This window comes from Rhodospirillum centenum SW (assembly GCF_000016185.1).
Classification (GTDB): domain Bacteria; phylum Pseudomonadota; class Alphaproteobacteria; order Azospirillales; family Azospirillaceae; genus Rhodocista; species Rhodocista centena.
Genome location: NC_011420.2, coordinates 2,810,434 through 2,825,146 on the forward strand (window position 1 = coordinate 2,810,434; position 14,713 = coordinate 2,825,146).

At 67.3% G+C, this 14,713-nt stretch carries 13 protein-coding genes, 2 tRNA genes and 1 pseudogene; 5 read left to right on the top strand and 11 right to left on the bottom strand.

The window, feature by feature from the left end:
* Nucleotides 1-390 precede the first annotated feature (390 nt).
* Both RC1_RS21485 and RC1_RS20835 read right to left on the bottom strand, forming a co-directional pair.
* Nucleotides 391-1,068: a hypothetical protein gene (locus RC1_RS21485; protein ID WP_148213451.1), complete on the bottom strand. Its 678-nt coding sequence runs from the start codon at nucleotides 1,066-1,068 to the stop codon at nucleotides 391-393.
* 361 nt (nucleotides 1,069-1,429) lie between these two features.
* A protein-coding gene (locus RC1_RS20835) for an IS630 family transposase (protein WP_085978997.1) occupies nucleotides 1,430-2,496 on the bottom strand; the annotation gives its coding sequence in 2 pieces (ribosomal slippage) (nucleotides 1,430-2,008 and nucleotides 2,011-2,496; 1,065 coding nt in all).
* 18 nt (nucleotides 2,497-2,514) lie between these two features.
* On the opposite strand from RC1_RS20835, the pseudogene RC1_RS20840 reads away from it, so the two are divergent.
* A pseudogene (locus RC1_RS20840) lies at nucleotides 2,515-3,002 on the top strand (transposase).
* 556 nt (nucleotides 3,003-3,558) lie between these two features.
* Here RC1_RS20840 and RC1_RS21490 read toward each other — a convergent pair.
* From RC1_RS21490 to RC1_RS13085, 5 genes are all read right to left on the bottom strand, one after another.
* Nucleotides 3,559-3,894, bottom strand: a complete 336-nt coding sequence (locus RC1_RS21490) for a hypothetical protein (protein WP_148213452.1) — start codon at nucleotides 3,892-3,894, stop codon at nucleotides 3,559-3,561.
* A 60-nt stretch (nucleotides 3,895-3,954) separates the two neighbouring features.
* A complete protein-coding gene (locus RC1_RS21495) occupies nucleotides 3,955-4,209 on the bottom strand; it encodes a hypothetical protein (RefSeq protein WP_148213453.1) in 255 nt (84 codons plus the stop codon).
* A 158-nt stretch (nucleotides 4,210-4,367) separates the two neighbouring features.
* The gene (locus tag RC1_RS13075; protein ID WP_012567889.1) at nucleotides 4,368-5,606 is read right to left on the bottom strand and encodes a beta-barrel domain-containing protein; all 1,239 of its coding nucleotides are present in this window, start codon (nucleotides 5,604-5,606) and stop codon (nucleotides 4,368-4,370) included.
* A gap of 430 nt (nucleotides 5,607-6,036) precedes the next feature.
* A tRNA-Asp gene (locus tag RC1_RS13080) sits at nucleotides 6,037-6,113 on the bottom strand.
* Nucleotides 6,114-6,141: 28 nt separating this feature from the next.
* Nucleotides 6,142-6,218, bottom strand: a tRNA-Arg gene (locus RC1_RS13085).
* A 213-nt stretch (nucleotides 6,219-6,431) separates the two neighbouring features.
* Here RC1_RS13085 and gpt point away from each other — a divergent pair.
* Entirely contained in the window at nucleotides 6,432-6,917 is a 486-nt protein-coding gene (gpt, locus tag RC1_RS13090) for a xanthine phosphoribosyltransferase (RefSeq protein WP_012567890.1), read from the top strand.
* Here gpt and RC1_RS13095 read toward each other — a convergent pair.
* Genes RC1_RS13095 through RC1_RS13105 form a run of 3 tightly spaced genes read right to left on the bottom strand, consistent with a single transcriptional unit; the run spans nucleotide 6,898 to nucleotide 9,103 of the window.
* Complete coding sequence (locus tag RC1_RS13095) at nucleotides 6,898-7,995, bottom strand: P1 family peptidase (RefSeq protein WP_012567891.1); 1,098 nt, start codon at nucleotides 7,993-7,995, stop codon at nucleotides 6,898-6,900. The genes gpt and RC1_RS13095 overlap by 20 nt on opposite strands.
* Nucleotides 7,992-8,525, bottom strand: coding sequence for a hypothetical protein (locus tag RC1_RS13100; protein WP_148213454.1), 534 nt, complete (start codon nucleotides 8,523-8,525; stop codon nucleotides 7,992-7,994). The genes RC1_RS13095 and RC1_RS13100 overlap by 4 nt, the downstream gene beginning before the upstream one ends.
* 11 nt (nucleotides 8,526-8,536) lie before the next feature.
* On the bottom strand, nucleotides 8,537-9,103 hold the full coding sequence (locus tag RC1_RS13105; RefSeq protein WP_012567893.1) for a TrmH family RNA methyltransferase: 567 nt from the start codon (nucleotides 9,101-9,103) through the stop codon (nucleotides 8,537-8,539).
* Between the two features lie 133 nt (nucleotides 9,104-9,236).
* On the opposite strand from RC1_RS13105, the gene RC1_RS13110 reads away from it, so the two are divergent.
* Both RC1_RS13110 and RC1_RS13115 read left to right on the top strand, forming a co-directional pair.
* Entirely contained in the window at nucleotides 9,237-10,424 is a 1,188-nt protein-coding gene (locus RC1_RS13110) for an asparaginase (RefSeq protein ID WP_083759312.1), read from the top strand.
* Nucleotides 10,425-10,509: 85 nt separating this feature from the next.
* Nucleotides 10,510-11,484, top strand: coding sequence for an NADPH:quinone oxidoreductase family protein (locus tag RC1_RS13115; protein WP_012567895.1), 975 nt, complete (start codon nucleotides 10,510-10,512; stop codon nucleotides 11,482-11,484).
* 168 nt (nucleotides 11,485-11,652) lie between these two features.
* On the opposite strand, the gene RC1_RS13120 is transcribed toward RC1_RS13115, so the two are convergent.
* Nucleotides 11,653-12,981, bottom strand: a complete 1,329-nt coding sequence (locus RC1_RS13120) for an ammonium transporter (protein ID WP_041785354.1) — start codon at nucleotides 12,979-12,981, stop codon at nucleotides 11,653-11,655.
* Nucleotides 12,982-13,411: 430 nt separating this feature from the next.
* Here RC1_RS13120 and glgC point away from each other — a divergent pair, with 430 nt between their 5' ends.
* Nucleotides 13,412-14,704 (top strand): glucose-1-phosphate adenylyltransferase, encoded by a 1,293-nt coding sequence (gene glgC, locus RC1_RS13125; protein ID WP_012567898.1) that lies wholly within the window; start codon nucleotides 13,412-13,414, stop codon nucleotides 14,702-14,704.
* Nucleotides 14,705-14,713 lie beyond the last annotated feature (9 nt).

Genomic DNA, 14,713 nt, shown 5'->3' on the forward strand with positions numbered 1-14,713 from the left:
CGAAAGCGGCCGCATCAGAGCAGATCAACGCAGAAGACATGAAACCTCCAGGTTCTGGTTGCCGCATACCACGCTCCAGGCGCCCGACATCCCGGGTGTGCGTCCGGATCGTGAGCCCATCGTCGGCTTGTTAATGGGCAAATGAATATGACTCCGGACAAATCCTCCCGATCCCACCGCAGACGAATAAATCAGGTATAGCTGCAAGCGGATCACCATTTCATGAGCACAAGCAATTCACACAGACACACAAGTGCATACAGCACAAGACTTTACTGCGATAGGCGACCATAGTGACCCGAAATCCAAATCTCTATACTCGGCATCAGGTATTTATTTCGACTGGCACCCTGTTATCCCGTATGGGGCAGGCTCTGGTCGTTGTACGCCCTATCCCTCGTCGCACCACAAGCCGGTCGTCCTCAGAAAGCGCTCAATTGTCTTCAGATAATATATCGGCAGCAAGCAGCTTATCAGTATGATCGCCTGTGCTGTGCTTGTATTCTCAAGATTTCCGCTGAGCCAGAGCGTTATGAATATTCCTGACGCGGAGTGAATGACGAGAAGCAGGGGGAGCAGGGTTCCCCCCAACAGAGTCAGACCCGGAACACTCTCCCGTCCACGCCCGTCATAGACACAGCTCCCGCCGCCGAGAATGGGAAAGAGCCTGTGTGTCGGGGATTGCGTGCGAGCGACAGCGAGCGAGTGCAGGTAGATCATCGGGGTAAAAACCCCCGAAAAAAAGCAGATGCCGATCACATATTCCTTCATGGGGTCATAGAGTAAGCTCAACAGAAACAGGGCAATGCATGAAAAATGGAATACGTATGTAATTTTTAATTTGAAGTTCCCCCCAAGGGCGTTGGCAAGCCATAAAAAAACAGCAAAAGCGTGATTTTGACGCCCGTATTCCCGATTAACTTCTGACATGTATTTTTTAAAACTCAAGAATGGAACCAGACTTCCCCCGATCAGCATCCCTCCGATGATGGACGTCGATGGATTGGCCGAGTTCAATGTGGCAAGCAGAATTGCCAGGCCGAGCAGGGCCGGTGACAAGGCGATCAATACCGCGATTTCCTGCGAGATAAATACTCTATTCATATTTAGCTCACTATCTTAGAGCCATCGGAGAGTCTGAACGCGTCCCTCCCGATGGGCTTTAATGATGGTGGGCTCGGAACCGGCCCCGACAAACACTCCTGCACACGATGGCTCATCGACCTCGCAGCCTATATTGCCCCCACAGATCCGGCACCTTTCCCTGAGCGACATAAACCTTGAGGCTTTTATCGCAGCGAACATCAACCTTACGGAATTTCGGATCGATCGCAATACCCAATATGGGTGGCATCAACGCAGGTTCTGGACGATTTTAATTGCATCCAGCCGGGGGAGGGCGGGCAAGGACCCGGTCATACCGCCGCGCCTAAGCATTGACACATGGGAGCCACGGATAGCTTGTGAGGGAGCGTAGACGTTCTGGTGTGGCGGTGAGGGCGTTCCAGGCGTCGCAGCAGGCTTGGACGACGGCGTCGTAGTCGTCCAGGATCTGGTGGGACAGAAAGCGCTCGCGCAGGTACAGCCAGACGCGCTCAACTGGGTTGAGTTCGGGGCTGTAGGGCGGGAGCGGGACCAGCGTGATGTTGTCCGGGACGACCAGCGCCCGCGCTCCGTGCCAGCCGGCCTGATCGAGCACGAGCACCGCCTGGACGTCCGGTTCCAGGCTCCGGGAGAAGCCGTCCAGGAACAGGCTCATGGCGGTGGTGGAGACGGTCGGCATCACCAGCGCGAAGTCGGCGCCGCTGGCCGGGCAGACGGCGGCGTAGAGCCAGGCCGAGGTGAAGCGCTTGTCGCACAGCCCAAGCGGACGCTGCCCGCGCTCCCACCAGCGATGCGCGGTGCGGCCCTTCTGGCCGATGCGGGCCTCATCCTGGAACCAGAGCTGGAGGCGGCGCTCCGGATGCGCGGCACCTGCGGCCTTCAGGGCTTCGCGCAGCCCCTTTTTTGGAAGGCGGCCTGGGCCTTGGCGTCGGACTGCGGATGGCGGGGCCGCGTCTTCTGCTTCGACAGGTTGAGCCGGCGCACGATGCGCGACAGGCTGGCCGGATGCAGCGTCTTGGCGAAGCGTTCGGCGATCACCTCGCACAGGATCGGCAGGGTCCATTCCACGCAGCCATGCCGCTTGGGATCGGGGCCAGCGAGGATGATGGCCTTGAGCGTCGCCTGCTCGCCTTCGCTCAGCCACTCCGGCCGGCCGGGCAGCGGGCGGTCGTAGAGCCCGGCTACGCCTTCCGCGTTGTAGCGCACAACCGCGTCGCGCAGGGCCTGGCGGTCCATGCCGGCCAGCCGCGCCGCTTCCGCCCGGCTCACCCCATCGAGCGCATGGGCGATGGCGAACATCCGCGCCGCCACCCGCCCTTTGCTCTCCCGCCGCGCCAGGGCACGCAATTCGCTGGCGCTCAGGTCTTCCCGGATCGGCAACGCCGCTGGCATTCGCTCCTCCCCATCGCGATGGGGAATCGAATCACGGATTGCCGGCCTTGGGAATCCCTCTCAGTGAGTCAGCGGCTCCGCTCGCCGGAACCGCTCAAGCCGAAGGACGGGCGGCCTCGGCTGGACAACCAGACGGCTTTGACCGGCATCCTGTTCGTGTTGCGCTCCGGCATTCCCTTGGACCTGCCGTCGGTGGAGATGGGGTGCGGTTCGGGCATGACCTGTCGGCGCCGGCTGCACGAATGGGCATCAAGGGGCTACGACTTCGCCCACTGCCGGCAAGCGCTGTGCCGGCGGGGGATCGTGCGGCGCATCGCCAGCGCGGTATCGAGAACAGCGAGCGCCTGGGACGGCACCGATGGGTGGTCGAGCGTACGCTTGCCTGGCTCGCCCGCTTTCGCCGCATCGCCGTCCGCTCCGAGCGACGCGCCGACATCTTCACCGCCTTCCACCATATCGCCGCCGGCCTTATCTGCTGGCGTTTCGTCCAGAAATGGTTCTGGTAGGCGCTCTTAGTCGATCGCCTGCGATATCACGGGTGTCTATTCCTAAACAGCCAGAACAAGCACAGTATAAAAACAAATATGCTCCCCATTCCGGCAATCAGGGAAAGCGTGTCTTCGTGCTCAAAAAAACGACGCAGATGAACGTATCCAAAAAAAGGTTGTGCAATAGTCATTGAAATGATGAGCAAATCCATTCCTGTTTTATTTCGCATATTTTGTCTCCGGTTGTAATTTATTGAAAATTCTTGGCATGTTTTTGCATGCCCAGAACTTCTCACTATCGGGTATAACACGACACAAATGTGCCGTAGGCAGTAAAACCAAAAGATATCCATCCGACGGGACCACTCACTCCTGCGACAAGGGCCAAGCTCATCATGCCAAAACCGCCCATACAAGCCCCAGCATCCCACATATCTCCACCCGCGCCATGGTCGAGATCATTCAGATCAATCATAAAGGGCTTACTCTTATTCACTTCGCAGTCAAGAACCGTCCCCGCATGATCAAGGATCAGTAAGTTTACTGTTGGGCGCTTGACATCAATGGTAACACATCACGATGAAACAACCATATTCTTAAAAACAAACACAATCAAGCCAGAAACTATAAATATGCCGGCATCTTCGATCGTATATTCATTTTTCTCAATTAACTTGTTTTTGGGACCAAGCCTATTAATGTTCTCGCGCCAGCCGTCGGGAAACACAATCAAAGAAAATGGCAGGAGAGAGAATATTATGATAAATGCGGAAAAATAGACGCCAGGACCCAAAGGTTCTGAAGCGAAAAATCTGCCGCTGATGTACACCATAAAGCATACAGGAAACGACACCGCCAGCGAATGGGTTGTTATCTTCCAAACTTTCTCATAAAAATGTTCTTTATTCATTTTTCCGCACTCAAAAAAGCAGGCACCATTGCACCATGAGGCACAATGGCACCTCAGTTATCATGAATCCATCAAGAACATTGCGACCTCATAAAGACCCCACCCGACGCCGACGGCAGCACCGACAGCACCACCGAAGGCAGCACCCACGACCGCGCGTCCGGCTGCACGGCCCGCAGCCTTGGCGAACTCTCGCTTGAACAGAGACCAGTTATCAGATCCGCCATGGACACCGCACATGTCATCCAGTGTTAGCTCGATTATTTCCATGTTCGGCATGAAAGATGAACCATGGCAAGAAACCATTGTAGTCATGTTCATTCTCCCCAGCTAAATAAATACGATAAGCGGATTGGGTCTACACCCCGATCCACTATGTCCCCACCAGCCCTGCGCTGGTGGGGGCTCCTTCTCCAGAGGCGGGCAAAAGGAACACACGAATCCATCCGCCTGCAAAGCCCCCGGCCCGGTCCTCACATCCGCCCCCGCGCACTCATCAGGGGCTCCAGCAGCCATTCCAGCAGGCTCCGCTCCTCCAGGACGATATCGGCCGTCACCGTCATGTCCGCTTGCAGGGGGACCTGCCTGCCGAAGGCATCCACCGTCGCCCGGTCCAGGGTCACGGCCACGCGGTAGACGGGCTCCTGGGCCCGCACCGGGCCGATGATCTCGTCCGGGGCCAGCACGGTTTCCGAGACGTCCGCCACCACCCCGCCATAGGCACCGAAGCGCTGGAACGGGAAGGCGTCGTACATCAGCCGCACCCGCTGGCCCGTATCCACGAAGCCGATGGCGCGGGAGGGAACGAACAGCTCCGCCTGCAACGCCGCCGCCTCGGGCACCAGGGTCAGCACGGGTTTCTGCGGGTCCACCCGCTGACCGGGCGCCGCCTGGAGTGCCGTCACCCGGCCCGCCGCCGGTGCGCGGATCACCTGCGCGCCCTGGGCCGCCACCTCCGCCTCGCGCTGGCGCAGATCGGCCAGCGAGGAGCGCAGACGGGCCAGACGGTCGGCCGTTTCGGCGGGAAGCTGGGCGCGCTGGACCCGGGTCTGCGCGATCTCCGCCTTCGTGGCCGTGATCTGCTGGTCGAGGACGGCGAGGTTCTGGCGCTGGCTGAGCCACGCCTCCTCCCGCGCCCGGTACTCGGCCTCCGAGACGTAGCCCTTGGCCCTCAGGTCGGACAGCGCCTTCAGGCGCTCTCCCGTCACCGCCGCGCGCTCGACCTGCAACCGGCGCTGTTCGGAAAGCGCCACCAGTTCCGCCTCCAGACCGGTGATCCGCGCGGCGACACGCTCGACCTCCGAGGCGCTGCGCGCTTCCTCCGCGGCGATCTGCTCGGCGAGGAACTCGGCCTGCTGTGCCAGCGACCGGCGCAGCGCGGCGTCCAGCGTGCTCCCGTCCTCAAGGGCATGCCGCGTGTCCAGGACGAACAGGGCGTCACCGGCGGCGACCCGGTCGCCGTTGGCGACCATGACCGATGCGAGCGTCCCGGCGCGCACGGGCACCACCCGCAGCGCCCCGGAGGCCGGAGCGAGAAAGCCCGTGACCGTCTCCTTACGCGCATAACCGGCCGTCGCGGCGAAGGCGAGGGCAAGGCCGACCGACCCCGCCAGGAACGCCGTCAGAACCGGCCAGGCGACAGGCGTCAACCCCAGCGGCAGGCTGGTGCGCTGACCCGCGAGGGCGGGAATCTGACGGAACTCTATCGCCACGATGCCCTCATCGACCTTGCCGATCCCTGCTCGATGCCTGACACACGACAGAACCCTTGAGGGTCATGTCTCCTGCAACATCAACCTTACGAAATTGCGGATTGATCGCAATACCTAATAAGGGTGGTATTGACGCCGGCTCGGAGCGATTTTAATGGCATGCAACCGTGAGGCGGACCGGACCGGGGCATCCGCAGCAGCCTGGGGTGGAAACACGAGGGAACGGCAGCGGCGGGCGGGCAGCGGCAGGCGCGCAGCGATGGAATGGCTGCGGACCAGCACCGGGGAGAGGCGTCTTCAGGGAGAGGGGGAACGGCGCAAGCGTCGTCAGGCAGCCGTATCGCAACCGCAGCAAGGGCAGCCGGGGGGCGCTGATCGGGAGGGCTATGAGGGCCGTGCGGCCCGGCGCAAGGGCAGGATCGTGAGGAAGTGGCGCGAGTGACGGGACTTGAACCCGCGGCCTCCGGCGTGACAGGCCGGCGCTCTAACCAACTGAGCTACACCCGCGTACTACACTTCGTCCGACAGGAAAGACTGGCGCGCCCGGGAAGATTCGAACTCCCAACCCTCAGATCCGTAGTCTGATGCTCTATCCAGTTGAGCTACGGGCGCGCGGTCTTCGCAGTCTTTCGTCCCGGCCGCCGGAAGGTACCGGCCGCCGAGGCCGCTGCTTCTAGCGGATCGATCCGGACCCTGCAAGCGCTTTTTTTCACCCCCGTCATTTCCGGGAGCTGGCCCGCCCGTCGCGGCCCGCGTTGAACCGGCCCCGCCGGTTGGGCTATCACTCCCGCCATCGTCCCCCGTCGCCCCCGTTCCGGTGCCCCGATGTCCGACCAGATCGCCGATCCCGCCAAGAACTTCCCCGTCACCTGGGAGGAGCTGCACCGCAACGCCAAGGCCCTGTCCTGGCGGCTGAGCGATCGCGGCCCCTGGAACGGCATCGTCGCCATCACCCGCGGCGGGCTGGTGCCCGCGGCCATCGTGGCGCGGGAGCTGAACATCCGCATCGTCGAGACCGTCTCGGTGAAGTCCTACGAGCACCAGTCGCAGGGCGAGGTGCGGGTGCTGAAGTCGCCCGACGCCGTGCCGGACGAGGGGGCGGGCTGGCTGCTGATCGACGATCTGGTGGATACCGGCAAGACCGCCACCGTGGTGCGCAAGCTGCTGCCCAAGGCGCATTTCGCCACCATCTACGCCAAGCCCGCCGGCCGGCCGCTGGTGGACACCTTCATCACCGAGGTCAGCCAGGACACCTGGATCCACTTCCCCTGGGACCTGAACCCCGTCAGCTTCATGCAGATCCCGCGCTGAGGCCGCCCCGCAGCGCCGGCCAGGGCGCCAGCGGTTCCGCCGCCCAGACGCCGCGCAGCACGGCCCGCGCCATGGTGTCGGCGGCCAGCGCGCCCAGCGCATAGAGCGCCGCCGCCCGCGGCTCCGGCAGCGGGCGGTCCCCGGCGGACAGCGCGAACACCGTGTCGCCGTCGAAGGGCGTGTGCGCCGGCCGGATGGCGCGGGCATAGCCGTCCTGCGCCATGATCGCCAGCCGCAGCGCCTCCCCGCGGGTCAGGGCGGCATCGGTGGCGACCACCCCGATCACCGTGTTGGCGCCGGCGGAGGCGGGCATTCCCGGAAACGGCCAGAGGTCCGCCGCCAGCCCGGCGGCATCCGGCGGGACCACGGGCGGCGGGGCCACGGGCGGCGGGGTCGCGGACGGCGGCACCCCGTCCTCCGGCAGCAGCAGCGGCCCGGCCCAGAGCCCCCCGCCGGGCATCGTCACCGCGCCCGCGGGGTTCACCGCGACCAGCGCGCCGACGGTGATCCCGGTCCCTTCCAGCAGGGCCGAGGCGCTGCCCAGCCCGCCCTTGATCCGCCCGGCCTTCGCCCCCAGCCCGGCCCCCGCATTGCCCAGGGCAAAGTCCGGCCCCGCGGCGGCACAGGCGGCCATGCCCAGATCGCGGTAGGGCGGCGGCACGGACCCGTCCAGCCAGGGCCTGTCGCCCTCCGTCGCCAGATCGAACAGGATGGCCGCCGGCACGATCGGCACCCGCGCCGGCCCGGCGGGATAGCCGCGGCCCTGCCGCAGCAGCGCCTGCATGACACCCGACGCCGCGTCCAGCCCGAAGGCCGAGCCGCCGGACAGCACCAGCGCGTCCACCCGCTCCACCAGGTTGGCGGGGTGCATCAGGTCCGTCTCGCGCGTGCCGGGGGCGCCGCCGCGCACATCCACCGCGGCCACGGCGGGGCGGTCGCAGAGCAGCACGGTGGTGCCGCTGCGCCCCGCCCGGTCCTCGGCATTGCCGACGGCAAGACCCGCCACGTCGGTGATCAGGTTGCGCGGGCCGGGGCGGAGGCGCCGGCGGTCCGCGGCGTCGGCAGTCGCCCCCGTCATTGCCCCGGCTTGCGGCGGAGGGTGTCGCGCAGCCGCGGCGCCTGGCGCAGGCTCTCGCGGAAGTCGGAGCGGTCGCTCGGGTCCTGCGCCGCCGGGCTGTCGAAGGACTCCTCCGCCCGCGGGGGCGGGGGGGGCGGCTCCTCGAACTCGGCGCGCAGCCGCTCGTATTCGGCCCGGTGGTATTCGTCCACCAGCATCATGTCGGGCATCGCCCGCCGCGGCGCGATGATGACGATCTCCTCCTCCGGGGCCACCGCCGGGGGCTTCGGCGGTTCCGGTTCGGGGGCCAGGGTGGGGCGCGGCCCCTCTTCCGGCGGGAGCAGGGGGTTGCGCGGCCGGGGCTGGTCCTGGGAAACGGCGGCAGGGGCGGCGACGGCAGGGTCGGCGGCGGCCTGGGCCAGCGCCCCGGCCCCCGGCCATGCGGCCGTCAGGCAGAGCGCCAGGGCGGCCATGGCAAGGGGGGCGGCTCCCGGGGCGAGGGCGGGGCGGGGCGTCGGGACGGGGAACGCTTCCGGCCGGGATGCTGTCATGGCGACCCCCTTCAGTCCCAGCCGCCCAGCAGCGGGCGCATGCGCTTGCTGGCGGGATTGCGGATCTTCTGTGCCCCGTGCACATGCACGGGCGGCCCGTCCGTCGGCCCGCCGGCGCGCACGGGGCGCTCGGCGAAGCGGCCCAGGCTGATCATACGGTCGTACATAACGACGGCGGCCGCGACGGAGACGTTGACGCAGAACTTTGTCGGAATCCGGACGATGTGGTCGCAGCGCGCGACCATGGCGGGCGACAGGCTGCCGCGCTCGGGCCCCAGCACATAGGCGGCGCGCAGCGGGTGGCGGAAGCTGGGCAGCACGACGGCATCGTCCGTCAGCTCCACCCCGACGAGCTGGCAGCCCTCCGGCAGGGCCATGTCCGCGACCCGGTTCCAGGCATAGAGGGGCACATGCTCGTCGCCGCCGGAGGTGTCGGTGCGGCGCACCTCCGCCATGTCCAGGGCGGCGTTCACCGTGAAGACGAAGCTGGCCCCGAAGGCATGGCCCGTCCGCAGGATGGTGCCGACATTGCCCGACTTGCTGATCCCCTCGGCGCCGAGGGCGAAGTACCCACGCATGATGTCCTTTCCCAGTCCCGGGCAGCTTGCACGAGCCCGACCGGCGCGGCAAGGTGTGCGCCCCGGGCCTGCCTACCGGAAAGGCACCCGACGACGCAACGAGACCGGGCCGCGACCGGCCCGCCGGTGACCCATGTCCCACGACCGACACGACGCTTCCCCGGCCGGCTCCTGCCGGGGCCACGGCCATCATCATCACCATGACCACCAGCACGGCCACCCGCAGGGTCAGGGCGGTTGCGGTTCGGCGGGCGGCTGCGGCTGCACCGCGGCCCCGGAGGCGGACGCCGCCGACGCCCGCGTGACCCTGCCCGACGCCGCCGCCAACCCGATCCTGATCGAGGTGACGCGGGGGCCGCTGGCGGAGTCCGTCCACCGCGGCCGCGCCGTGGCCGTGGGGGCCGACGGCCATGTGGTGGCGTCCTGGGGCGACTGCCGGTCCCTGGTCTATCCGCGCAGTTCCAACAAGGCGTTGCAGGCCCTGCCGCTGGTCGAGACGGGGGCGGCCGACGCCTTCGGCCTGGGCGACGCGGAGCTGGCGCTGGCCTGCGCCTCGCACAGCGGCGAGCCGATGCACACGGAGGCCGTGGCCGCCTGGCTGGCCCGCATCGGCCTGTCCGCGGACGATCTGGAGTGCGGCGCCCACGCGCCCTATGACGGCCCCACCTGGGAGGCCATGCTGCGCCGGGGCGAAGGCTTCAGCGCCCTGCACAACAACTGCTCGGGCAAGCATACCGGCATGCTGACGACGGCGCTGCACCGGGGCGAGCCGACGCGCGGCTATGTCGGCTACCAGCATCCGGTGCAGCAGCGCATCCTGGGCGTGCTGGAACAGATGACGGGCCAGGACCTGGGCAGCGCCCCCTGGGGCACCGACGGCTGCTCCATCCCCACCATCGGCGTGCCGCTGGAGTCGCTGGCCTTCGCCATGGCGCGGCTGGCCGACCCGGTGGACCTGCCGGCCCGCCGGGCCGAGGCCGCCACGCGGCTGCTGCGCGCCTGGGGAGCACGGCCGGAGCTGGTGGGCGGCACCGGGACCTTCGACACCCGCTTCATGCAGGCGACGGGCTCGCGCCTCCTGGTCAAGTCGGGGGCGGAGGGCGTCTGCTGCGCCGTCGTGCCGGAGGCCGGCATCGGCATCGCCGTGAAGATCGACGACGGCACCGGCCGCGCCGCCGGCCCGGCCATGGCCGCCGTGCTGCGCCGGCTGGACCTGATCGACGCGGCGGCGTGGGAGCGGGTGCAGGCCCTGGCCCGGCCGCCGATCCTGAACCGGCGCGAGGTCCGCGTCGGGGAACTGCGGGCGGCGCCGGGCTTCTGACGCCCGGCCGCCGTTCCGGTCAGACGCAGCAAGAAACAACGGCCGGAAATCAACGGCCAGAAAACGACAGGAGGAGACGGACGAGATGAAGGCAGTGGTGTGCAGGGCGTTCGGGCCGCCGGAGAGCCTGAGCCTGGAGGAGATGCCGGCACCCGAGCTGGGCGCCGGACAGGTGCGGATCGCCATCAAGGCGGCGGCGATCAATTTCGCCGACACCCTGATGATCCAGGGCAAGTACCAGGAGAAGCCGCCCTTCCCCTTCGTCGCCGGCTTCGAGTGCGCGGGGCTGGTGACGGAGGTGGGCGAGGGGGTCGGGCATCTGCGCCCCGGCATGCGGGTGATCGCCCTGTCGCAGCAGGGCGCCTTCTGCACCGAGACGGTGGCCGACGCCGCGGGGGTCATCCCGCTGCCCGAGGAGATGGGCTTCGCCGAGGGCGCCGCCTTCCCGGTGGCCTACGGCACCTCCCACATCGGGCTGGTGGACCGCGGCCAGCTCAAGGCCGGGGAGACCCTGCTGGTGCTGGGCGCGGCCGGCGGCGTCGGGCTGACGGCGGTGGAGATCGGCAAGGCCCTGGGCGCGCGCGTGATCGCCGCCGCCTCCAGCCCGGAGAAGCTGGCCATCGCCCGCGCCCACGGCGCCGACGAGACGATCGACTATGCGGCGGAGGACCTGCGCGCCCGGGTCAAGGAGCTGGCGCCCAAGGGCGTGGACGTGGTCTACGACCCGGTCGGCGGCGACGCCTTCGACGCCGCCCTGCGCTGCATGGCCTGGGACGGCCGGATCGTCGTCGTCGGCTTCGCCTCGGGCCGCATTCCCACGGTGCCGGCCAACCTGCTGCTGGTGAAGCAGATCGCCGTCACCGGGCTCTACTGGGGGGCGCACATGCGCAACAACCCGCAGCGGCTGGCGTCGAGCCTGATGGAGCTGCTGGGCCTCTACCGCGCGGGGAAGCTGAAGCCCCATGTCTCCCACGCCCTGCCGCTGGAGGACCATGCCCGCGCCTTCCGCCTGCTGATGGAGCGGCAGGCGACCGGCAAGGTGGTGCTGACGAACGACTGAGGCCGGGGCCGGAGAGCGCGGACAGCAAGGCCGGCCTTAAAGAAGACCGCCGCCGGGGAAGACCCCGGCGGCGGCGGTGGGGGAGGTCACGGAGGCCTGGAGGACCATCCCCCGAGGAACTGCGGAACCGGGTCCCCGCCCCCCCTCGGGCCGGGGACCCGTCCGGGATCAGTGGACCGCCTCGCCGTGCAGGGCGATGTCGAGACCGTCGCGCTCGGCCTCCTCATCGACGCGCAGGCCGACGATCAGGCGGGTGATCAGCAGGATCACGGCGGTGCCCACGGCCGACCACAGGATGGTGGCGCCGATGCCCCAGATCTGCGTCCAGACCTGACCGAGATTGCCGTCGATGAGACCGACGGCCGCGTCGCCGCCGATGGCCTGCCGGGCGAACACGCCGGTCAGGACCGCGCCGATGATGCCGCCCACGCCATGGACACCGAACACGTCCAGGCTGTCGTCATAGCCCAGCAGCTTCTTCAGGCCGGTGGAGGCGATGTAGCAGATCACGCCGGCGACAAGGCCGATGACCAGCGCGCCGACCGGATCGACGAAGCCCGACGCCGGGGTGATGGCGACCAGACCGGCCACGGCACCGGAGATGATGCCCAGGACGGAGGGCTTGCGCTTCACCGCCCATTCCGTGAGCAGCCAGGACAACGCCGCAGCCGCCGCAGCCACCATGGTGACCGCCATCGCCATGCCCGCACGGCCGCCGGCGGCACCCGCGGAGCCCGCGTTGAAGCCGAACCAGCCCACCCACAGCAGCGAGGCGCCGATCAGGGACAGGACGAGGTTGTGCGGCTTCATGTCCACGGTGCCGTAACCGCTGCGCTTGCCCAGGATGATGCAGGCGACCAGACCGGCGATGCCCGCATTGATGTGCACGACCGTGCCGCCGGCGAAGTCCAGCACGCCGTCCCCGAACAGGAAGCCGTTCGGATGCCAGACCCAGTGCGCGATCGGCGCGTAGACGATCAGCAGCCAGAGGGTCGAGAAGACCAGCAGGGCGGAGAACTTCATGCGATCGGCGAAGGCGCCGGTGATCAGCGCCGGCGTGATGATCGCAAAGGTCATCTGGAACATCATGAACACCGATTCCGGGATCGTGAAGGCCACGGGGGCCTCCGTCCCGTCGCCCAGCGTGAAGGGCGTGTTCATGACATCGACCAGGCCCAGCAGGAACGCCTTGGACAGGTCACCGACGAAGGCGCTGCCGTTCCCGAAGGCAAGGCTGTAGCCGATGATCATCCACAGCACCGCGGCCAGGCAGCAGATGGCGAAGCTCTGCATCACCATGGCCAGCACGTTCGCCTTGCGGACCATGCCGCCATAGAAGAGGGCGAGACCCGGAATCGTCATCAGCAGCACGAGCGCCGTGGACGTCAGCATCCAGGCCGTGTCGCCGGTGTCGATGGTGGGCGTATCCTGGGCGAAGGCCGCGCCCGGAAGCAGGGCCACGCAGGCCGCTAGCAGGAATGAAGTCAGACGGTTCATGTGGCTCCCCATTCTAGTGGGCGCGGGACCCGATCGGCCGCCGCACGCGCCGGGGTTCCCTAATTCAAGGATCGTGCCGGCCCGGGAATCCGCGGATTCCCTGGACCCGCTTCCGGACGATGCGTCATCGGGAAGCAGAAAGGGGGGCGTCCGGGCGGGGGGGTATGCCCAAGGATTGTGCAGATACCGACAGCGCCAGAACCGCCGGATTCCTTCAGCCTTGCCGCCCGATCCCCCCGATCCGGAAGCCGCAAGCGGCCCGATCCGCACACCTGCACAGGAATTGGGCAGCTCTGCGCGCGCCGGTGCCGGCCGCAGCGCGACGACACCCCCGCGCGGGCATGGCCGCGCCGGCCCGGATATGGCACCTTCGCGCCTGCAACGGCCGGCCGATGCCGGACGGCTCGAAACGGCAGAGGGGATACGATTGATGTTGCCCCAGGGGATCACCGACCCGCGGCTTGACCAGGAGCTGCGCCAGGCGCCGCGTCACGCGATCGCGCTGGTGCTGGCCGGCGGCCGCGGCAGCCGGCTGCGCCAGTTGACCGACCGGCGCGCCAAGCCGGCCGTCCATTTCGGCGGCAAGTTCCGGATCATCGACTTCGCCCTGTCCAACTGCATCAATTCCGGCTTCCGCCGCGTCTCGGTCATGACCCAGTACAAGTCGCACAGCCTGCTGCGACACCTGCAGCGCGGCTGGAACTTCCTGCGCGGCGAGATCGGGGAGTTCATCGACCTGCTGCCGGCGCAGCAGCGGATCGACGAGACGAGCTGGTATCAGGGCACGGCCGACGCCGTGTACCAGAACCTGGACATCCTGCGCGGCCACCGCGCCGAATGGGTGCTGATCCTGGCCGGCGACCACATCTACAAGATGGACTACGCGGCGATGCTGTCGTGGCACATCCTGAACGGCGCCGACTGCACGGTGGGCTGCATCGAGGTGCCGCGGGCCCAGGCGACCGGCTTCGGCGTCATGCATGTGGACGACCAGAACCGGGTCGTCGGCTTCCTGGAGAAGCCGGCCGATCCGCCGGGCATGCCGGGCCGGCCCGACATGGCGCTGTGCAGCATGGGCATCTACATCTTCAACGCCCAGTTCCTGTACGACCAGCTCGACCGCGACGCGCGCGATCCCGCCTCCTCCCGCGATTTCGGCAAGGACCTGATCCCCTGGCTGGTGCCGCGGGCCAAGGTGCTGGCACACCATTTCTCGGACAGCTGCGTCTACAACCGTGCCCCGGGCTCGGAACCCTACTGGCGCGACGTCGGCACGGTGGACGCCTACTGGGAGGCCAATCTGGACCTCTGCCACGTCTCCCCGTCCCTGGACCTCTACGACCGCAACTGGCCGATCTTCACCTACCAGGAGCAGTTGCCCCCGGCGAAGTTCGTGTTCGACGACGACAACCGCCGCGGCCATGCCGTGGACAGCATGGTGTCGGCCGGCTGCATCATCTCGGGCTCGGCGGTGCGGCGGTCGATGCTGTTCAACAATGTGCGCGTCCATTCCTATGCGTCGCTGACGGACGCCGTGGTGCTGCCCGAGGTGGAGGTCGGCCGCAACGCCCGGCTGAACCGGGTGGTGGTGGACCGCGGCTGCCACATCCCCGAGGGGCTGGTGGTGGGCGAGGACCCGGAGGAGGATGCCCGCCGCTTCCACCGCACCGAGGGCGGCGTCGTGCTGATCACGCGCGACATGCTGGCGCGGCTCGCGGGGTAAGTGGGCGGC